The 18871-nt window shown below is 69.9% G+C and carries 20 protein-coding genes; 11 read left to right on the top strand and 9 right to left on the bottom strand.

From position 1 onward, the window contains the following. Positions 1-37: 37 nt before the first annotated feature. Both RAN62_RS01340 and RAN62_RS01335 read left to right on the top strand, forming a co-directional pair. A complete protein-coding gene (locus RAN62_RS01340) occupies positions 38-454 on the top strand; it encodes a cupin domain-containing protein (protein ID WP_305782559.1) in 417 nt (138 codons plus the stop codon). A 341-nt stretch (positions 455-795) separates the two neighbouring features. Next, entirely contained in the window at positions 796-1194 is a 399-nt protein-coding gene (locus RAN62_RS01335) for an Hsp20/alpha crystallin family protein (protein WP_305782558.1), read from the top strand. A 309-nt stretch (positions 1195-1503) separates the two neighbouring features. Here the strand turns inward: RAN62_RS01335 and RAN62_RS01330 are convergent, their stop codons facing one another. Continuing rightward, positions 1504-2259 (bottom strand): tetratricopeptide repeat protein, encoded by a 756-nt coding sequence (locus RAN62_RS01330; RefSeq protein ID WP_305782557.1) that lies wholly within the window; start codon positions 2257-2259, stop codon positions 1504-1506. A 96-nt stretch (positions 2260-2355) separates the two neighbouring features. Here RAN62_RS01330 and RAN62_RS01325 point away from each other — a divergent pair, with 96 nt between their 5' ends. From RAN62_RS01325 to RAN62_RS01305, 5 genes are all read left to right on the top strand, one after another. Further along, entirely contained in the window at positions 2356-2727 is a 372-nt protein-coding gene (locus RAN62_RS01325; protein WP_305782556.1) for a hypothetical protein, read from the top strand. 163 nt (positions 2728-2890) lie between these two features. Continuing rightward, entirely contained in the window at positions 2891-3565 is a 675-nt protein-coding gene (locus RAN62_RS01320) for a DUF6766 family protein (RefSeq protein WP_305782555.1), read from the top strand. A gap of 191 nt (positions 3566-3756) precedes the next feature. Beyond that, positions 3757-4716, top strand: coding sequence for a hypothetical protein (locus RAN62_RS01315; protein WP_305782554.1), 960 nt, complete (start codon positions 3757-3759; stop codon positions 4714-4716). A gap of 29 nt (positions 4717-4745) precedes the next feature. Beyond that, positions 4746-5507: a GNAT family N-acetyltransferase gene (locus RAN62_RS01310; protein ID WP_305782553.1), complete on the top strand. Its 762-nt coding sequence runs from the start codon at positions 4746-4748 to the stop codon at positions 5505-5507. Between the two features lie 43 nt (positions 5508-5550). Next, positions 5551-6456, top strand: coding sequence for a TIGR03619 family F420-dependent LLM class oxidoreductase (locus RAN62_RS01305; protein ID WP_305782552.1), 906 nt, complete (start codon positions 5551-5553; stop codon positions 6454-6456). Positions 6457-6503: 47 nt separating this feature from the next. On the opposite strand, the gene RAN62_RS01300 is transcribed toward RAN62_RS01305, so the two are convergent. From RAN62_RS01300 to RAN62_RS01275, 6 genes are all read right to left on the bottom strand, one after another. After that, on the bottom strand, positions 6504-7706 hold the full coding sequence (locus tag RAN62_RS01300) for a glycoside hydrolase family 64 protein (protein WP_369077131.1): 1203 nt from the start codon (positions 7704-7706) through the stop codon (positions 6504-6506). A gap of 314 nt (positions 7707-8020) precedes the next feature. Further along, positions 8021-8668, bottom strand: a complete 648-nt coding sequence (locus RAN62_RS01295; RefSeq protein WP_305782551.1) for an SDR family oxidoreductase — start codon at positions 8666-8668, stop codon at positions 8021-8023. A 4-nt stretch (positions 8669-8672) separates the two neighbouring features. Continuing rightward, positions 8673-9398, bottom strand: coding sequence for a hypothetical protein (locus tag RAN62_RS01290; protein ID WP_305782550.1), 726 nt, complete (start codon positions 9396-9398; stop codon positions 8673-8675). A 90-nt stretch (positions 9399-9488) separates the two neighbouring features. After that, on the bottom strand, positions 9489-10571 hold the full coding sequence (locus tag RAN62_RS01285) for a LacI family DNA-binding transcriptional regulator (protein ID WP_369077130.1): 1083 nt from the start codon (positions 10569-10571) through the stop codon (positions 9489-9491). A gap of 98 nt (positions 10572-10669) precedes the next feature. After that, positions 10670-11512, bottom strand: coding sequence for a DUF1996 domain-containing protein (locus RAN62_RS01280; protein ID WP_305782549.1), 843 nt, complete (start codon positions 11510-11512; stop codon positions 10670-10672). Positions 11513-11589: 77 nt separating this feature from the next. Next, the gene (locus tag RAN62_RS01275) at positions 11590-13272 is read right to left on the bottom strand and encodes a discoidin domain-containing protein (protein WP_305782548.1); all 1683 of its coding nucleotides are present in this window, start codon (positions 13270-13272) and stop codon (positions 11590-11592) included. Between the two features lie 218 nt (positions 13273-13490). On the opposite strand from RAN62_RS01275, the gene RAN62_RS01270 reads away from it, so the two are divergent. The 3 genes from RAN62_RS01270 to RAN62_RS01260 all read left to right on the top strand — a co-directional run bounded on the left by RAN62_RS01270 (position 13491) and on the right by RAN62_RS01260 (position 15827). Further along, entirely contained in the window at positions 13491-14423 is a 933-nt protein-coding gene (locus RAN62_RS01270) for an ABC transporter substrate-binding protein (protein WP_305782547.1), read from the top strand. Continuing rightward, positions 14420-15346 carry a substrate-binding domain-containing protein gene (locus RAN62_RS01265; protein WP_305782546.1) on the top strand — a complete coding sequence of 309 codons (927 nt, stop codon included), beginning with the start codon at positions 14420-14422 and terminating at the stop codon, positions 15344-15346. The genes RAN62_RS01270 and RAN62_RS01265 overlap by 4 nt, the downstream gene beginning before the upstream one ends. A gap of 115 nt (positions 15347-15461) precedes the next feature. Further along, positions 15462-15827 carry an Rdx family protein gene (locus tag RAN62_RS01260; protein ID WP_305782545.1) on the top strand — a complete coding sequence of 122 codons (366 nt, stop codon included), beginning with the start codon at positions 15462-15464 and terminating at the stop codon, positions 15825-15827. Positions 15828-15870: 43 nt separating this feature from the next. On the opposite strand, the gene RAN62_RS01255 is transcribed toward RAN62_RS01260, so the two are convergent. Continuing rightward, entirely contained in the window at positions 15871-16038 is a 168-nt protein-coding gene (locus RAN62_RS01255) for a hypothetical protein (protein ID WP_305782544.1), read from the bottom strand. A 295-nt stretch (positions 16039-16333) separates the two neighbouring features. Between RAN62_RS01255 and RAN62_RS01250 the strand changes: the two genes are divergently transcribed. Beyond that, the gene (locus RAN62_RS01250; protein ID WP_305782543.1) at positions 16334-17290 is read left to right on the top strand and encodes a Mom family adenine methylcarbamoylation protein; all 957 of its coding nucleotides are present in this window, start codon (positions 16334-16336) and stop codon (positions 17288-17290) included. Here RAN62_RS01250 and RAN62_RS01245 read toward each other — a convergent pair. After that, positions 17279-18844, bottom strand: coding sequence for a PfkB family carbohydrate kinase (locus RAN62_RS01245; RefSeq protein ID WP_305782542.1), 1566 nt, complete (start codon positions 18842-18844; stop codon positions 17279-17281). The genes RAN62_RS01250 and RAN62_RS01245 overlap by 12 nt on opposite strands. Positions 18845-18871 lie beyond the last annotated feature (27 nt).

Raw genomic sequence — 18871 nt, 5'->3', positions numbered from 1 at the left:
CGCCTCCGGGCCTTGCGGGAGGGGTAGAACTGTCCGCATGACGAAGCGACCCCCGCTGGCCGAGACCCTCGATCTGCAACCGCACCCGGAGGGCGGCTGGTTCCGCGAGACCTACCGATCGACGACCGAGCTTCAACCCGACGGGTACGCGGGCCCGCGCGCGACGGCGACCGCGATCTACTTCCTCCTGCAGCCGGGGGAGTCGTCCGCGTGGCACGTCGTGAAGTCGGACGAGCTGTGGTTCCTCCACTCCGGCGAGCTGGAGCTGCGGTTCGGAGGCGCCGGGGCGGAGCCGGTGGAGCCGGGTGAGGTGGTGCGGATCGACCGGAGCAACCCGCAGGCGCTGGTGCCGGCCGGGGTGTGGCAGGCGGCGTTCCCGATCGGGGGCGAGCCGGTGCTGGTGAGCTGCGTGGTGTCGCCCGGCTTCGACTACGAGGACTTCCGGCTGGCGTGACCGCCCGGTTCGGCCCGTCGGTTTGGCCTGACCAACTGGTTCGGCCCGTCGGTGTGACCGCCCGGCGTGCTTTGGCGGCGTGACTGCGCGTCGTGACTGCGCGGCCTGGCCTGGCCTGCATGCCGGCCTGTCGCGGCTTGTCGGCGTCACGGGCGGCGCGGAACGGCTGGGTGGTCGCTGCGGGGAGATCGTGTTCGGCGCCTTGGTCCGTCGGGCGGGGGCTTGGTGGAGGGCTGCGGATGTGGTGGTGGAGGTCACGGGGCGGGGCGGAGGGGCCAGGGTGGTGGGGTGGTTGTGAGACTTGAGCGTCCCACGCTCAAGTTTGTACCCGGAGGATTTCCATGTTGCTGCGTAACGATGCGTTCCGTGACTTCGACCGCCTCACCGCCCGGGTCTTCGAGACTGCGACCCGGACGTCGGGGGCGCGGCTCGATGCGTACCGGGTGGATGACACGTTCTTCATCGACATCGACCTGCCCGGTGTCGACCCGGCCAGCATCGACATCACCGTCGACCGGAAGGTGCTCACGGTCAAGGCCGAGCGGAAGCGCTCCGCCGCCGAGGGCGTGCAGTATGTCGTGACCGAGCGGCAGGTGGGTGCGGTCAGCCGGCAGATCTTCCTGTCCGACACGCTGGACACCGACCGGCTCGAGGCTCGCTACGAGAACGGCGTGCTCACGCTGAGCATCCCGGTCACCGAGCAGGCCAAGCCGCGCAAGATCGAGGTTGCTGCCGCCTGACGGCGACAGTGCCACCTGCCGTCGGGGGCGCTGCCTGACGGTCGGCTCGCCGAGGCGCTGGGCGGCGGGGCGCTGCCCGACGGTCAGCTGCCGGAGTGGCGGACGGCGGGGCGCTGCCGGAGTAAGCCGCTTGACGGCGGAGACAAGTGAATGACGGAGCCCGGGGTCCTCTGACCTCGGGCTTTGTTGTTGCCGAGGCAGCTCGGATCGAGCGTGCGCAGCGACGGCAGCAGCCGAAGGGACTCGGCGGAGGGGCAGCGAGGGGCCTGGGCGTCGCGCGGGGCCTGGAGGCGCGGCGTCGCGGCGGGGTCAGCGGGTGGCTTCGGCGTCGCGGAGGAAGTCTTCGATCCAGGCGATGCGCTGGGGGGTGAGGTTGGCGTCCCTGGCTTGCTGGAGGGCTTCGCGGATGTGGGCCAGGCCCTGGTCGCGCAGGCCGTCGGCGATCTCGGCCAGGCCCAGGGCCACCGTGCCGCCGGGGATCCAGCGGGGGTCGGCCAACTCGGTGCGGAGGTCGTGGGAGATGCGGAGGTGGTGGAGGGCCTGGTCGGACTGCAGGTCGCTCGCCGTGTAGTAGAAGCCGATGTGGCGGTGGACCTCGGAGCGCAGCAGCAGGTCGCCGTGGTGCTCGGCCAGGTCGAGGGCCTCGCGGTAGAGGGGCATGGCGGTCTGCCAGTCGTTGCGGAAGACCTGGTGGACCAGGCCCAGGCCGAAGAGGGACTCGGCGACACCGGCCGAGTCCTCGAGCTCGCGGCGGATGGCCAGCGCCCGCTCGAAGAGTTCCTGCTCGGCGCCGAAGCCCGCCGGAGCCGGAGAGGCGGAGGAACCCGAAGGCCCGGAAGGCGCGGACTCGGAGGGCGCGGGCCCGGACGAGCCGACGGAGTCGAGGGCGCGGAAGTGGGCGAGCATCCCGAGCCGGTCCAGCGCCGCCGCCTCCAGCGCCCGGTCGCCCGACTCGCGGGCCTGCTCGAGAAGCCGCTGGAAGGTGCTTTTCGCCTCCGCGTAGTCGCCCGTCCGGAAAGCCGCCTCGTACAGGGCCTCGTTGCCGGCCTGCAGTGTCGTCCCCATATGCGCAGGTTACTGACTTTCCGCCCGGAACAGGCGGGGTTGGAATTCCGTGGCATGGGGAATGCGCTTCCGGTGTTGACACGGTGGTTACCGGCTGTGCTGGTGCTGACGCTGGCCGGGTGCGGCGAGGTGCGGCAACGCAGTGACGCGGCCGCGGACGTGGCGGTGGGGATGCTGACGGCGGTGGCGGCTCGGGACGGGGCGCGGGCCTGCGAGATGCTGGCGCCGGGCACGCGGTCGGAGCTGGAGGACTCGGCGGATCAGGGCTGCGAGCAGGCGATCCTCGACCAGGGTCTGCCCGCTCCGGGGCAGGTCACCGGCTCGGACGTCTACGGGCAGTGGGCCCAGGTACGCCTTCCCGGCGACACGCTGTTCCTCGCCGTCTTCCCCGAGGGGTGGCGCGTCGTGGCGGCCGGGTGCGAGCCGCGGACGGACCGGCCCTACGACTGCACGGTGCAGGGAGACTGACGGTGCGTATCCAGTTCACGTTGTTACTGCTCGTGGTTGCGGTCGGGGTTGCGTACGTAATCGCTCTGGGGGTGTTGCACCGGTGAAGCGGCTCGGGCGGGAAAAGCCGGTGAAGCGGCTCGGGCGGGAAAAGCCGGTGAAGCGGCTCGGGCGGGAAAAGCTGGTGAGGCGGTTCGTGCGTGAGAACTCGCTGGGTCTCGCGTTCGGGGGTGCCTTCCTGATCGTGCTGGTGCTGCAGGCGTTCGCCGGCCACGCGGACTACAACCAGCAGCAGCTGACCGAGGGGCTGGCGCCCATCTCGTTCGGCCGGTATGTGACGTCGGCCAGCTTCGGCGTCGACGTGGCGGAGAACTGGCAGTCCGAATACCTGCAGTTCTTCACGTACATCTTCCTGACGGTGTGGTTGTTGCAGAAGGGCTCGCCCGAGTCGAAGACGCTCGACCAGGCCGGGCGGGAGACGGAGAAGGAACAGAAGATCGGCCGGTACGCCGACGCGGACTCGCCCCGGTGGGCCAAGGTGCACGGGGTCCGGCTGGTGCTCTTCTCGAACTCGCTCGGACTGGTCATGGGCGCGCTTTTCCTGCTCTCGTGGCTGGCGCAGTCGATCGCCGGGTGCGCCGCCTTCAACGAGGAGCAGCTCAGCGACCTGCAGGATCCGGTGAGCTGGGGGACGTACCTCACGGAGCCGGACTTCTGGAACCGCACCCTGCAGAACTGGCAGTCCGAGCTGCTGGCCGTCGCCTCGATGGCGGTGCTCTCCATCTATCTCCGGCAGCGCGGTTCGTCGCAGTCCAAGCCGGTCGGCAGCCCCCACACAGCGACCGGCGTCGACAGCTGAGGGCGAGCCGGCCGGGAAAGATCGACGCAGCGATATCGATCATGAACGCTGCGCGAATTTCGTCGCCCTTTCGGGCAAGTTGTTTTCCGTGTCCGGATTCCGGGGTAATTCCTGACAACCGTGAGCCGTGCCTGATCCGTATTCCCCCTCGGTCAAGGTCATCATCCGTGCCACGCGAGAGGAGAACCCCCATGGCGAGCTGGGTCCTGGTGCCCTGCTTGGTCTCGCTGCGAACCGAGTTCAACAAGCTCGCGCCCAGCCGGGACAAGGCCAGTGACGGCTCCATCGGGGACACGAGTCACGCCGCGTCGTCGTCGGACCACAACCCCGACGAGACGGGCAACACCCCCTACGAGGACGCCGACAGCAAGAACGAGGTCCACGCCATCGACGTGGACACCAACCTGCGCAAGTCCGGCTGGACGATGCAGCGCGCGGTCAACATCATCGTCGCGAAGCACAAGTCCGGCGCGGACAACCGGCTGCAGTACGTGATCTACAACCGCAAGATCTACAGCCGGTCCTGGGGCTGGACGGCGCGCGACTACACCGGCGCCAGCCCGCACACCGAGCACGCGCACTTCAGCGCCCGCTACACCACCGCCCAGGAGAACGACACCAGCCCGTGGGGGCTGCTCGAAGCCGAGGAGGACGAGATGCCGAGTGCCGCCGAGGTGGCCGCCGAGGTCATGAGGCAGATGAAGGCCCAGTTCCCGGGCATGCTGCTCAACGCCAAGATCGGCGACAAGGCGTACCCGTCGCGGACAGTCGGCACGCACCTGCGCGACCTGCAGGTCATGCGGGACTACATGACGGGCGACGGCAAGGGCGCCAACCAGAACCCGCCGAGGAAGGGCAGCTACCTCAACATCGTCTCCGGCGTCCCCGGCACCCTGAGCCAGCACGGCCAGGTGCTCGCCGCGATCGCCCAGGCGGTGCAGAACTCGGAGAACAACGCCGAGGTCAAGGCCGCCCTCGACGCCCTGGCCCAGAGCCCGGAGCAGAGCGCGCAGACGGTGCTGGCCGGGATCACCATGTCCCGCAGCGACGAGGAGGCCGCCGCGATGCTGCGCGACCTCTACGGCCCCGAGCGCGCCGCCTCGATCGGCAATCTGCTGGCCACCGGCGACACCGCCACCGAAAGCGCCTGAGCGCCCGCCGTGGCGGTGATGATGAGCGCATGCTCGTGATCACCGCCACGGACGACGGCCTCCTCACCGCCGTTGTGGACGGTTGCGAGGCGGGCCGCGTCCGGGTGAGGCCCGGCACAAGCACGATCACCGACCTGTACGTGACCCCCGCGCACCGTGGTCGAGGACACGGCCGCCGCCTCGTCGCCGCAGCCGAGTGTCGGCTTCGTGAAGCGGGGATGACCAGGGCCGATGTCGACGTTCCCGGCCCGGACGACGGATTCTTCGCGCGGCTCGGCTATGACGTCGCCGCCCAGCAGCGGGCCCGTGACCTGGCCGGGCCGCTCGCGCCGGAGGGCGTCGCGCTGGTCACCTTGACCGATCCGGGACGCCGGCTCGCCGCTCTTGCCGACGAGTACGCGCTGGATCTCCAGGAGGACGAACACCTCACACCCCGGGCCGCGCGTCACGCCGCCGAGCGCCGGCTGTCCGAGCTGCGAGACCCGCGGGACCACATGTGTACGGTCACCGCGCGCGACGAAGAGGTCGGCTGGGCGTGGCTCGGGGCGCCCCGGCGCGCGTACCCGGAAATGGGGCGGCTCGTCCAGATCGAGATCGACGAACCGTACCGTGGCTCGGGGTTCGGGACGCGCGCGCTGGCCGCCGTACAGGGAAAGATGCGGGACCAAGGGCTGAGCCGGATCGGGCTGAACGTGCATGGGGCCAACGCCCGGGCTCGCCGCCTTTACGACCGGCTCGGGTTCGCCGTGACGTCGCAGCAAATGGTGAAAGATCTGCGCGGCCGATGGTGAGCGAGCGAGGGGCGAACCGACCGGGCGGCACTACGGTGAGGGCATGCTGATCAGCTGTGCGTGCCCGGTGTCCGGCGTGTGGGCGACGCCGTTGTCGATCACCGGCTTCGCCATGCGGGCCGAGGAGCTGGGCTATCACGGGCTGTGGTCGTTCCAGCGGCTGCTCGTGGGCGCCGATCAGCAGCTCGCGCCGGTCTATCAGAGCGTGCTCGATCCGCTGCTCGCCCTGACCTGGGCCGCCGCGCGCACGACCCGGATCCGGCTCGGCGTCGCCGTGATCAACTTGCCGTTCGTCGCGCCCGCCTATCTCGCGAAACAGGCGAGCACGCTGGACTTCCTGTCCGGCGGCCGGCTCGATCTCGGGCTCGGCACGGGCTGGTCCGATGTGGAGTTCGCGGCGACGAACTCCGACCCGCGCCCGCGCGGCAAGCGCACCGAGGAGTATCTCGCCGCGCTCGCGACGCTGTTCAACGACAAGGTGGCGGCGTTCGACGGGGAGTTCTACCGGGTGCCGCCGAGCACGATGGCCCCGGCACCGGTCCAGCCGGGCGGGCCGCCGATCCTGCTCGGCGCGAAGGCCGACAGCGCGCTGCGCCGGGCCGGGCGCCTGGCCGCCGGCTGGGTGAGCAGCAGCACAGCCACGCTGCAGGACATCGAGCGCGGCACCCAGATCGTGCGCCGGGCCGCCGAGGAGGCCGGCCGCGACCCCGACACTGTCCGGATCGTCGTGCGGGGCGCGGTGCGCCCGGGGCTGCGTGAGGAAGGCAATGTGCTCTCCGGCACCTGGGGACAGATCAAGGGCGGAGCCCAGCTGTACGCCGAAGCCGGCGTCACCGAGCTCTTCTACGACCTGAACTGGGACCCGTTCCTCGGCTCGCCGGACGGCGACCCGCGCGCGGCCGGCGAACGGGCCGAGGAGATCCTGACCGCCCTGGCCCCGGCGCGCTGAAAAGGGGGGCGGCGCCGTGGCACCGCCCCCCCCGATCGCTCAGCGGATCACTCGAAGGACGTCAGCGTGATGCCGATCGACGTCGGGTCGCCGTTGTGCACGAGCGACTCCTGGTTCGCGACGTCGTCGAAGGCGAACGCGTACGCCTTGCCGTCGACCATGTTCTCGTGGATGGCCTTGGCGTACTCGTTGGTCGGCTCGTTGCGGTAGAACGTCGCCGGGTCGGTGCTCGGCTCGACGGCCTGCGTGCCCAGGGTCGTGCGCTGCAGGGCGGCGCACAGGCTGCGGGCGATCGGACCGACGACCAGGTCGTTCGGGGCTCCGAGGGCGCCGTCGCAACCCCAGACGTTCGCGGTGCTCGGCTTGGTGAAGGTCGCCACCTGGGCGCCCGTCGAGTCGGTGAAGTTCATCGCGTCACCGGAGGTGCGGCCCTTGAAGATCTTGTCCGGCTGGTCGGCGAAGGGCTTCACGGTCAGGTCGGTGCCCGCGTAGGCGGCCCACGCCTGGTCGATGTATCCGGCCAGGTAGTCCGGGTCGAAGCTGCCGCCGTCCGCGCCCTTGCCGGGGGACAGGACGCGGAGGACCGTACCGTCGGCGCGGGTCTGGATCAGACTGCTGAAGTCGGCGTCGGCCTTCATCGCGTCGATGACGGCGTTGCGACCGCCGGGCTTGAGCTCGCCGGTCCTGGCCGTGGTGCCGTCGGAGCCGGTGACACTGACCGCGTGCGGCACGCCGAACATGTCCACCTGCGAGCTGTTCAGGAACACGCCCGCGTCGTTGTAGGTGAACTCGGACCAGTCGAACAGGATGTCGCTGTTCGCGTCGCCGGCCGCCCAGGGCGCGGGCTGCACGAGACCGCCGTCCTGCGCGAGCTTGAAGTCGAGCTTGTCGCCGAACGACATGTACATGCGCCCGGACAGGCCCTTGGGCACCTCGATCGTCTTGCTGGCGCCGTTCGCCGGGCCGTCGATCGAGACGTCCGGGGCGGGCACGGGCGGGTTCGCGCCGCCGGTCCACGGGGTGAACGTGCCGCTCTCGGTGACGTAACCCAGCTTGCCGCCGGATTCGCCAAGCACGTAGAGGTGGACGGCCTCGCCGCGGCCGGAGTTGTTCGTCACGGTCAGCGGGAGCAGGTCGAGGGAGGCGGCGCTCGCGTTCGGGATCACCGCGATGGCCGCGGGGACGGCCACAGCGGCGACGGCGAGGCCGAGCCAGGTCTTGCGATGGCGCTTGATGCGGTGGTTGCCCACAGTCACTCCTTGTCGGCCCCCGCGTGGCACGGGCCCGGCCGGAGTCGCCGGGAGGGATCCCGCGCCGGCCGGGGACGCTTCGGGGGCGGACAAGGAAGGGGGATGCGCCCCGGCCGTGGCGCTCCCGGTTTCGTCGGTGAGAGCGCTCTCTGGGACCACCATGGTCGTCTGTTCCCACGCTGTCAATCGATGACAATGCCCCGTAGCACATCGGTCGCGGGGCCCAAACGGGGGTCGTTCGCGCAGGTCAGCGAGTTACTCAGGGAAATTCGGGCAAATCTTGAGCGGGCGCGCGGGCCTCAACCGGCCGACGGTCACTTGCCGAGCGCGGCGATCGCCTCGGGGATCGGGTCGTCGCCGTTGAACAGCTCGAAGGTCAGGCCCGCGGTCTCCGGCGCCTCGAGGACATGGGCGAGGACAGCCGCCACGTCGTCCCGCGTCACCGGCCCCCGGTGGCCGAGCTCGGTGGTTGCCCGGATGCGTCCGGTCGCCGGCTCGTCGGTCAGGGACCCCGGCCGGACGATCGTCACGTCCAGATCGGCCGCCAGCACGTACTCGTCGGCGGCGGCCTTGGCCTCGAGGTAGGGCCGCATCGACTCGCCCCCGGCGACCGGATCGTGAGCGCCGATCGAGGAGACCATGACATATCGGCGTATGCCCAGGGCTGTGGCCGCGTCCGCGAGCTTGACGGCACCGCCCAGATCGACCGTCTGCTTGCGCGCGGCTCCGCTGCCCGGACCGGCGCCCGCCGCGAAGACGACCGCGTCGGCCCCGCGCACGTACTCCTCGAGCGAAGCGTCATTTTCCAGATCGCCCACCACCGGCACCGCGCCGGCCGCGCGCAAGTCGTCGGCCTGCGCGGGCGAGCGGATCAGCCCGCGCGCGGTGTGTCCCTGATCGGCGAGCAGCTTGAGCAGGCGGAGCGCGACCTGGCCGTGGCCGCCCGCAACGAGAATGTCCATGCCCTCAGTCTTCACCCGGAACGGCCGCTTCGAACGCGACCTCGGTCACGTCGGCCACGACCTCGGTGAAGTCGGTCCCGTAGGCCTGCGGTTCGCGCACGCACAAGACCAGGGCAAACCTTCCTTCCCCGTACGTCTTGAGCAGCTCACCGTGGTGTGCGCCCAGGTAGCGCGCCGCCGCGAGGTTGGCCAGCGCCGTCAAGCCCCCGATGAAGAACACCGGCCGGGTGCCCGCCGGCGGCGTGAAGCGGGCCAGCACGGCATAGCGCTCGCTGACCCCGGAGACGAACTCCCGGCCGCCGACGACGAGGGTCAGCTTCGGCCAGCGTCCCCCCGGCGGCGGCTCCTCGCCCCGGAACTCGACGCCGCGCAGCACGGCCCGCAGATGCACGGCGGCGCGTGGGTTCGTGGTCGGCCCGCCGACGCTGAACTCGGTGACCCGGCCCAGCTCGCGGGGCACGTCCGCGCCGGTCGCGAAGTCGGGGCGGCCGCCGCACTCGCGGACCAGCGTGGCCAGCTCGATCAGCGCGCCGGCGTCGTCGCGGTGGACACTGTGCTCACTCGGCGACGCGTAGTGCCGGGAGGTGACGAGGAGGCTGGTCGAGCCGCCGGTCACGCCGAAGAAGGCGCGCTTGCGGTCGAGGCGGCGGCGCCGGAGGCCGAACTGGGCCAGCCACACGGCCGTTCCGGCGATGACACTGGCGAGAAGGTTGATCAGCAGGTCGCCCACGCGTTCATGGTGACCGATGCGCGCGTCTTTTTCGTACGCGGGGCTTTGGGCGGTTTCTGCTCGTAGTTTCGCGGCTTTTGTGCGGGGTGTTCAGGCTGAGTCGCGTACGACGAGGGTGGGTTGGAATGTCACCGACCGCGGCAGGCGGCCGGGCGCGGCGATGTGTGCCATGAGCAGCTCCGCCATCTCGGCCGCCATCTCCTCGACCGGCTGGCGCACGGTGGTCAGCGGCGGCCGGCAGTCGAGCGCGGCGCTGCTGTCGTCGAAGCCGACCACCGCGACATCGCCGGGCACGCGGCGCCCGAGGTCCTGCACGGCCCGCAGCGCGCCTTCCGCCATGAGATCGGAGGCCACGAACAAACCGTCAATTCCCGGGTACGCCTCCAGCAGTCGCCGCGCGCACTCCTCCCCGCCGCGCCGGGTGAAATCCCCCTCGAGGCTCGGAACTTCGGAAAGTCCCCGCTCCGCCAGCGCCGCCCGGAAACCCTCGAGCCGGTCCAGCCCCGACGGAATGTCGAGCGGCCCGCTGATCGTCGCGAGCGTCCGGCACCCGCGGGCGAGCAGGTGCTCGGCGGCGAGCCGGGCGCCCAGCCGCTGGTCCACGTCGACGAAACTGGCCGCCAGCGGAGCCGCCGGCCGCGCCGACACCACGGCCGGGATGCCGAGATCGTGCACCTGCCGGGGCAGCGGGTCCCGCTCGTGACTGCTGATCAGCAGCACGCCGTCCACATGCCCCTGCCGCAGGTAACGCAGCACATGACGATGATCCGCCGAGTCGGTCGGAATGATCACCAGATGAATGTCGTGCGGCCGCAGCGCCGCGGTGGCGCCGGCCGTGATCCGCCCGAAGTAGGGATCCGTGAAAACCCTGTTCAGAAACGACGAGTCGTGCGGCCGGTCGGGCTCGGAGATGACAAGCGCCACGGAATTCGACTTCCGGGTGACCAATGACCGTGCGGCCACATTGGGCACATAGCCCGTCTCGGCAATGGCCCGCTCGACAATCTCCCGAATCTTCGCGTCCACCGTCGGCGCGCCGTTGATGACCCGCGAAACCGTGGCCCGCGAAACCCCGGCCGCCTCCGCCACCTGATCCATCGTCGGGTGCTGACCGCCCCGGCCGCCCCGGCTGCTCATGCGCTCTGTTATAGCACCGGCATCGATCTTGCTCATGCGCTCTCCACAGCCGCGGGTTGTCCACGGACCACCCGGTGAGCGGCGCCCGCACACCGGCCGCAGGACCGGTGCGCGGGTCGTCCGGCACTCACATGTCAGGGACGGCCGTTGGTGCCGCATTTGACGATGATGCGGATGCAGTCGTTGACGCGGCGGGCGAGTTCGTCGACCGGCCAGGCGTTGAAGAAGTCGCCGTGCATGGTGTAGCCGCGGCCCGAGGCGAGGCGGAAGTTCGCCGGGTTGCCGTTGACCGGGTAGCGCATGACCTGGCGGAGCTTCGGGACGACGACCGGGTGGGAGGCCGGGCAGGCGTTGCCGACCGGGTACGCCATGTGGCTCTTGTGATTGGGCGAGTCGAGGTTGACGCCGTCCCAGCAGTGCGGGAAGTCCAGGTACGACTCGAGCATCGTGCCGGGCGGGCAGGTGACGAAGTCCTGGGAGGGTGCCACCTCGCCGGCGTGGAGGCAGGACCAGCGGGCGAGCGGGTTGTCCGCCGGACCGGCCGCCGTGGCGTTGCCGGCGACGATGCGGAGGCCGAGGGGGAAGGGCTGGGTCTGGGCGATCAGGTCGTCGCGGACGCCCTCGCCCAGGTAGTAGAAGATGCCCGTGGTCGGCTCGACCGGGACGTTGTTGTTGTAGAAGGTCGGGATCCAGTACGCGGACTTGTCGATCGACGGGTTGCAGTTGCTGTTCGCGTTGATGAGATCCGTGACGGTCGTGCTCGCCTTGGTGGTCGAGCTGCCGAAGAAGCTGTGCATGTGCGAGGCGCCGGGCAGGTTCGGGAAGATGATCGGGTCGTCGGGGAGCCGGTGGCTGGCCGGGCAGTCGGCGAGGAACTCGGCCACGCGGACGGCGCCGGGCGGGATGTCGGGAGCGGCGGCGGCGGGAACGGCCGGCACGAGCAGGGCGAGGGCAGCCAGGAAAGCGAGCTTGCGCATGGGGGATCCCTTCCTGTGAATGAGACGCCGGGGCAGGGATGGGGGCCCTGCCCCGGCGATCCGGAGACCCGTCGGGACTACTGGTAGACGCGCACGTAGTCGACGAGCATCCGGGAGGGGAACGGGGTGGAGGCATCGATGGGGCCGGGGAAGTCGCCGCCGACCGCCAGGTTGAGGATGACGTAGAACTTGTGGTCGAAGATCCACGGCCCGCGGGTGGCTTCCACGGTCGCCTTGGCCGCGTTGAAGACCTGGGTGCCGTCGAGGAAGAAGCGGATGCCCTTGCTGTCCCACTCCGCCGCGTACGTGTGGTAGTCCAGTGACAGGTCCACCGGGGCCGTGTACTTCTGGCCGTACCCGCCGGCGCCGTTGTACTGCGGGGCGTGCAGCGTGGAGTAGCCCTCGTTGGTGTTGCGGCCGAGGATCTCCATGATGTCGATCTCGCCGTTGTAGGGCCACGGGCGCCCGGTGAGGAAGTCGGAGCCCATCATCCAGAAGGCCGGCCACAGCCCGTTGCCCTTCGGCACCTTGATGCGCGCCTCGACCCGGCCGTACTGGAAGTTGAAGCTCTTGCTGGTGTTGAGGCGCCCGGACGTGTAGTCGCGGCCGTTCGAGGCCTCCTTGCGCGCCTCGATGACGAGGTGGCCGGCGCCGTCCATGGTCGCGTTGTTGAAGTTGTCGGTGTAGTACTGCACCTCGCCGTTCTGCGGGACGCCGAAGTCGGAGTACCAGTTGGCCGTGCTCGGCTTGGTGCCGGCGCCGGTGTCGAACTCGTCGTGCCACACGAGCCGCGTCGCCGGGAACGTCGGGTCGGCGGGCTGGGCGGGCGGCGCGGTCGGGCTGCCGCCGGTGCCGTAGACGTCGAAGTCGTACAGCGAGTAGCCGTACGGCCCGACGCGCGCGGTGCCGTACATGCGCACGTACCGGCCGGTGCCCGAGACGTTCAGGACCTCCTTGAAGCCCTTGCCCGTCGTGGTCGAGTAGATGTCGTTCCAGGTGGTCGCGTCGGGCGAGACCTGGATCCTGTACGCGGTCGCGTACGCGGGATCCCACTGCAGCTCCACGCGGCTGATCGTCGCCGTGGCGCCCAGGTCGACGTAGATCCAGCCCGGGTCCACCCAGCCGGTCGTCGAGCTGGTCGCCCAGCGCGTCGCCGGGTCACGGTCGAATGCCTTGTCGGCCGTGCACGGGTTGCAGTTCACGTCGTTCTGCTCGCTCGAGGCGACACCCCGTTTCCCGTACGACAGGAGCGTCCCGCCCCCGGTGGGAGGCGGCGTGGAACCGTTCGCGAAGACCTGGAACTCCCACAGCGAGTACCCGTACGCGGGAAGTGCTTTCGAAGTGAGGTTGAGCCGCACGTAGCGCGCGTTGCCGCTGACCGTGATGCTCTGCGCGCCGGCGTTCCCGCTCAGGGTGGGGGTCGCGTTCGTGAAGGTCTGGTTGTCGGTGGAGAACTGCACCGTGAAGGCCGACGCGTACGCGGCCTCCCAGTTCAGCGCGACGCGCGTGACGGCGGTCGTGCTGCCCAGGTCCACTTTGAGCCACTCGGTGGCGTTGGTGAAGGCGCTCGACCAGCGGGTGCCGGTGTTGCCGTCGGTGGCGGCGGACGCGGGCGTGCCGGACCACTCGTCGGACGACGACGTGGTCACCTTGCCCTGCGACACCACCACCTCGGCGGCGGCCGCCGGGCCGGACGGGAGAACGAAGGCGCCGAGCAGGCCGGTCAGCGCGAGGCCGAGGGTGGCCAGGCGTCTGTTCATGCGGGGTCCCTCCTTGACGGGGAACAAGGGGACTGTGTGAAGCGGGGGTTACAGCGCTGCTACAAATCAGGGAAAGCGCTCTTTGAGTTGCCACTCTGAACCCCCGCCTCGACGGGTGTCAATGCCTGGTGAGAGCCTCGGGAAGCGCTTTCTCCGTTGCCGCAGGTGGCGGCAGGTTCCGGAACTGACATCGACAATCTCCGATGTAAGCTCCCGGCATGAACCGTCGCCTGGTTCTCCTCCTGCCCGCGCTGGTCGCCGCGGGCTGCCGCAGCTCCACGGACGACGCCGGCCGCACGGCCCTGGAGGTCGGCATCGTCCCGGTCATCGACGTCGCCCCGCTCTACCTCGGCATCGAGCAGGGGTTCTTCACCGCCGAGGGGCTCGACGTGACGCCGCGGCCGGGCCAGTCGGGCGCCACGATCGTCGCCGGCGTCGTCTCGGGCCAGCAGAAGATCGGCTTCTCCAACAACACGTCGCTGCTCATCGCCGCGTCGAAGAAGGCGCCCGTCCGCATCGTCGCCGCCGGCAACCAGGCGGCCGCGGGCGACTACGCCGTGATCTTCGCGCCCGCCGGCGGCCCGATCCGCACCGCGAAGGACCTCGCGGGCAAGAGCATCGCCGTCAACAACCTCAACAACGTCGGCTCGCTGTCCATCAACGCGGCGTTGCAGGCGAGCGGCGTCGACATCACGACGGTCAAGTTCGTCGAGATCCCGTTCCCGCAGATGCAGGCCGCCCTGGCCCAGAAGCGCGTCGACGCGGCGTGGGCCGTCGAGCCGTTCGCGAGCGCGATCAAGGCGGCGGGCGGCGTCACGGCGGTCCTCCGCCCGTACCCCATGATCGCCCCGCACTTCCCCGTGGCCAGCTACTTCACGAGCACCGCGTTCGCCGGCTCCGACCCGGACGTCGTCGCGAGCTTCCGGACGGCGATGAACCGCTCCCTCACGTACGCCCAGGATCATCCGGACGACGCCCGCCGCATCCTGCCCACCTACATCGAGATCGGCCCCGAGGTCGCCGCGCGCGTCGTCCTGCCGGAGTGGAGCCCCGACGTCGGCGCCGCGCTGCTCACGCGCACCGCCGAACTGGCCCGCGACTACGGCTATCTGACCACGCCGCCCGACGTCACCGCCCTGGTCGGCGGATGAGCCGCGTGCCCCTCACGCTGGCGATCAGCGATTACGACCACGTACGCGATCTCGTCGCCGGCCGGGTGCCCGTCGAGGGAGTGGATCTCACGTGCCTCCAGCTCGACGTGGAGGAGATCTTCTACCGCTTCACCAGCTTCCGCGAATGGCACGTGTCGGAACTGTCCCTGACGAAATATGTCGCCCTGGCCCGCGACGGCACACTCGCCGCGATTCCCGTCTTCCCGTCGCGCGTCTTCCGGCACTCGGCCGTCTATGTGGCCCGCGATTCCGGCGTCACCGATCTGGCCGGGGCCCGGGTGGGCGTCCCGGAATGGTTCCAGACCGCCGGCGTCTGGGTGCGGGGCATTCTGGCCGATGAGTACGGGCTGAGCCTCGACGCCATTCGCTGGGTCCAGGCCGGCGTGCGCGAGCCGGGGCGCCGCGAATTGTTCACCCCGCCCGTGCCGATCGACGTCATTGCCGATCGCACGCTGACCGACATGCTCGTCACCGGCGACCTCGACGCCGTCATCACCGCGCGTCCGCCGGCTCACCCCGATGTCGTGCCGTTGTGGCCGGACGCTTTCGATCGGGAACGCGACTGGCATCGGCGTACCGGAATCTTCCCGATCATGCACGTGGTCGTCGTCCGCCGCGACATCCTGGACGCTCACCCGTGGCTCGCCGCGAATCTGGTCACCGCCTTCACCGAGGCGCGCGATCGCAGTCTCGCCCGCCTCGCCGACCTCAACGCGTCGCGTTTCCCGGTGCCCTGGCTGCCGTCGTTCGCCGCCGGCACCACTTTTCCGTACGGCGTCGAGCCCAACCGCCGGACCCTGGAAACCTTTCTCCGGTACGCCCACGAGCAGGGCATCACCCCGGAGAAGCTGACCGTGGACGAGTTGTTCCCCGCGTCCGTACGGTCGGCCTATCGCATTTGATTCACGGCTTCCGCGCGACGTGCCCACTCGTCGCCGGACTCCCGCCTCGGCGGCAAGGTCCACCATCCATAGACGACACCCTATCCATGCAGCCCGGGCCGTGCATACTGGCAACGTGACCACTCGCCGCCCCCGCCTGGAAATCGAATACTGCACCCAGTGCCGCTGGCTCCTCCGGGCCGCCTGGACGGCGCAGGAGCTGCTGACCACCTTTCAGAAGGAGCTGGGCGAGGTCGCCCTGATCCCCGGCACGGGCGGCATCTTCGACGTCCGCCTCGACGGCGAGCTCCTCTGGTCCCGCGCCGCGAGCGGCCATCCCGAGCTGGCCGACCTCAAGGTCCTGGTCCGCGACCGCATCGCCCCGGGCCGCAGCCTCGGCCACTCCGACCGCGCCGCCGCCAGCTCCGACGCGCAGCCGGCCGGCCGTTCGTCCGGCGAGATCAGCGAGGCAGGCGGAGCCGCCCACGACGGCTCCGCCTGACAGGTGGCGGCCGGACCAAAGGTGACCCGGCGGCTTCGTGGTCTCAGGCCTGAGTCAGCTGAGTGACCGCCCGCGCGAGGTCGAAGACTCCGTAGAGAAACACGGCGATAGCAGCGGAGAGCAGCAACAAGATCACTTTCCGCCATTGTGTCACGACGATGAAGGCGGCGACTGCGAGAGCGACGAGAATCAGCAGCTCGGTTGCGGACATTGCTCCTCCTTGCAGGGGGTTGCCGGGCCCCGGCCGTCGGTGCACACTTCGGCCGGAAACTCCATGCGGTCCATACAACCGGAGGGCAAACGGCGGTCAACACGAAATTCTGGCGCCCGGTTCCAGTTCAACGCCCGGCGCCGAGGCGGCATTCACGCCGAGGGAAGCGACCTTTATCTATGCCATTCACGGATGAACTCCGCCAGCTGCCGCCAAAGTTTCGCAATTGTCGATCTTTTGGCAGGGTGCTGCGGTGCAGCATCATTTGCCAGCCGGGAGGCTTACTATTCCTGCCGTGTCAGTGCCGACCAAGTCCGGGGGTGCCGTTCCCATGGCGGGACCAGCTTTCTCCGCGCCCACGAGCCGGCGCGTCCGGTTGAGCGAGTGCGTCGCTGCCGAGCCGCCGTTCAGCGACTGGGCCGCCGAGGTAGCCAAGAACTTCGCTGTTGACCTCCGCACGCTCACCGTGCGCGCCCTGTTGTTGCTGCCCCGCATCGCGAGCCGGCGGAAGGGCACGATCGGCGAGCGGCAGATCCGCGCCGAGCTCAAGGCTGCTGCCCGGCAGCTCCGCGCCGATGAGAGGCGCACTGATCATCTCGTGCCGAATACCCGGTTCGAGCTGCGCGACCTCAAGTTCGCGGAGATCATGCCGGAAGCCGCGAACGCGGTCCTTGCCGCACGGCACTACCTGCGCAGCGCCCGCCCCGGGTCCACGTGTTACGCCTTGCTGGAGCCGCGAGCCGGTCTGCCGGTGAGCATCTGCACCGTCTCCCCGTTGCAGTGGCGGCGTGTGGGCGTTCAACTTCGTGGTCAATTCGGCATGGTCCAAGAGGAGATCCTCGAGATCTCCCGGGTCTACTCATGCAACACCGCTCCACCTAACGCGATCTCCTATCTGCTGTCCCGGGTGCGAGCTGAGGTGCGCCGGTCGCAGCCGCGCATCGACCTGCTGACGACCGTGGTCGACACCAATCTCGGCTTCACCGGTGCGAGTTACCGGGCGGCCAATTGGCAGCATTGGGTCACCGTCGGGCCGCGTCCCTACCTCTATCGCAACAAGCAGTACGTGACTCCGCGCCAACTGCGGTCGCAGTACGGCACTGCGTCGCTGCCGGAGCTTCAAGAGCGGTTCCCGCATGACAGATACGAACAGAACCGCGTCGAGCTGGCGGACTCGTTGATTTTCTGCCTCCGGGTGCGGGGAAGAACCGAGACTCTCGCCCCGGAGTCACGCCGGCGTCTACTCCGCTGAGCCGGTGTTGACGTCACGGGGGAAGCGTGGGACCGCGCTGAGGCGACTGCGGGTGAGCATCTGATCGATGCGTTGCCGATCTGGCATCGGATTGATCCCGCCGTGGTCCGCAGCCGCAGCCGCCATCGCTGCTGTCGCCCACAGCGCCACCTGCTCCGAGAAATCGCCGCTCTGGTCGATCAGCTTTGCGGCGAGTGCGGCACAGAAGGCGTCGCGGGCCGCCGCCGACTCCCGGTAGGGCGAAGGGATGGTCGGCACGTCGAAGGTGCCGGCCGCGGTCGTCGAATAGATCCGGCACCCACCGGGGACCGGCATGCACACCGTTTCCACCCCGTAATAACCCAGCAGGCGATCGGCCGCCGGGTCGGTGTCGAAGGGGGGATCGCCCGGCGGACCGTACTTCCCGATTTCCCATGGGTGGGCCACCAGATAGTCGACCTGGGCCAGCGCATTCCCGGACACGAGACCGTCCTCGTAGGGCTGGCCCGGGGTGACGATGACCAACGGTCGGTCGTCGCCTCGCTCGGCGATCAGGCTCATGATGCGCTGGAGGCTCTCCCGGGGAATCTCGAACGTGACGAGAAGGACGTCCGCGGCGACGAGAGCAGGAAAGGCGTGTTCGATGTCGCGGACGGCGAGGTGGATCTCGCGGTCGTTGCGCCAATTGACGGCAAGGCTGTCGCCCAGCTCGAACTCGATGACGCCGGTAAACGGAGATCGCGCGTCCTCCACTACCTTGACCATCGACGTGTCGACCCCATTGCGACGGAGGTGCTCGAGGATCTGCCGGCCGAAGGGGTCGTCCGCGACCGCGGTGAGCAGCGAGACTTCCAGGCCCAGCCGGGACGCCGCCATGGCTTGCATCAGCCCCTTGCCGCCGGGTGACAGGTCGAAGGCGTACGCCTCGCTGGACATCTCCCGGGCGGGCAGCACCCTCGTCTTGAACGTTACGTCCATGACCGCGCCGCCAATCACGACGACCCGCCCCCGATGATGCCCATTGCGCAAGGCCGGGGGACGGCTGTCCGCGACGGCCGGAGCGGGCGCTTGGGAGGAGTTCGACAACAGGCGCCGGGCCAGTTCGCGAAGCACTCGACCCTCGTGGTTGCCGCGCAGGCTGCGGTCGCTGGGCGTCTCGTCCGGCTCGGCCCCGAGGGCGTTGTGCAGCCGCAGCCAGGCCCCGAGCAACGCGCGCCGGCGGCGGCTGAGCAGGTCCGAGGCGATGTCGGCGACCACCTTCGGGTCGACGCCGGCCCGGGCGTACTCCGGGCCGAAGGCGCCGAGCCCGAGCACCGCGTCGGCGACGATGCGCTCGGAGCCGTGCAGGCCGGTGCGGACGCACTCGGTGACCACGGCGACCGCGGCGTGCGGGAGGTCGAGGTCGTGGAGGGTCGCCCAGCGCCGAACCGCCGCCAGGTCGAGCAGCGGCTCCGCGATGCCCTTGGCCTCGGCCCGCAGCCGGGCCGCGCGTAGCCCGCCCCGCCCGCGCAGCTTCTCCAGCGCGTGGCAGAGCACCTGTTCGTCGGCCGAGCCGGGCCGTAGCCGATCGCTCATGAGACATCTCCGCCGTCCACGGGCCGA

The sequence above is a fragment of the Symbioplanes lichenis genome (assembly GCF_030709675.1).
GTDB classification, from domain to species: Bacteria; Actinomycetota; Actinomycetes; order Mycobacteriales; family Micromonosporaceae; genus Actinoplanes; species Actinoplanes lichenis.
Note: the sequence above shows the minus strand (reverse complement) of the source record. Positions and strands in the feature narration are given on the sequence as shown.

Bases quoted from the DNA above. Each gene is read 5' to 3' on its own strand.
- RAN62_RS01340 (WP_305782559.1), top strand. From the start codon at position 38: ATGACGAAGCGACCCCCGCTGGCCGAGACCCTCGATCTGCAACCGCAC.
- RAN62_RS01335 (WP_305782558.1), top strand. From the start codon at position 796: ATGTTGCTGCGTAACGATGCGTTCCGTGACTTCGACCGCCTCACCGCC.
- RAN62_RS01330 (WP_305782557.1), bottom strand. From the start codon at position 2,259: ATGGGGACGACACTGCAGGCCGGCAACGAGGCCCTGTACGAGGCGGCT.
- RAN62_RS01315 (WP_305782554.1), top strand. From the start codon at position 3,757: ATGGCGAGCTGGGTCCTGGTGCCCTGCTTGGTCTCGCTGCGAACCGAG.
- RAN62_RS01310 (WP_305782553.1), top strand. From the start codon at position 4,746: ATGCTCGTGATCACCGCCACGGACGACGGCCTCCTCACCGCCGTTGTG.
- RAN62_RS01305 (WP_305782552.1), top strand. From the start codon at position 5,551: ATGCTGATCAGCTGTGCGTGCCCGGTGTCCGGCGTGTGGGCGACGCCG.
- RAN62_RS01295 (WP_305782551.1), bottom strand. From the start codon at position 8,668: ATGGACATTCTCGTTGCGGGCGGCCACGGCCAGGTCGCGCTCCGCCTG.
- RAN62_RS01285 (WP_369077130.1), bottom strand. From the start codon at position 10,571: ATGAGCAAGATCGATGCCGGTGCTATAACAGAGCGCATGAGCAGCCGG.
- RAN62_RS01280 (WP_305782549.1), bottom strand. From the start codon at position 11,512: ATGCGCAAGCTCGCTTTCCTGGCTGCCCTCGCCCTGCTCGTGCCGGCC.
- RAN62_RS01275 (WP_305782548.1), bottom strand. From the start codon at position 13,272: ATGAACAGACGCCTGGCCACCCTCGGCCTCGCGCTGACCGGCCTGCTC.
- RAN62_RS01270 (WP_305782547.1), top strand. From the start codon at position 13,491: ATGAACCGTCGCCTGGTTCTCCTCCTGCCCGCGCTGGTCGCCGCGGGC.
- RAN62_RS01265 (WP_305782546.1), top strand. From the start codon at position 14,420: ATGAGCCGCGTGCCCCTCACGCTGGCGATCAGCGATTACGACCACGTA.
- RAN62_RS01255 (WP_305782544.1), bottom strand. From the start codon at position 16,038: ATGTCCGCAACCGAGCTGCTGATTCTCGTCGCTCTCGCAGTCGCCGCC.
- RAN62_RS01245 (WP_305782542.1), bottom strand. From the start codon at position 18,844: ATGAGCGATCGGCTACGGCCCGGCTCGGCCGACGAACAGGTGCTCTGC.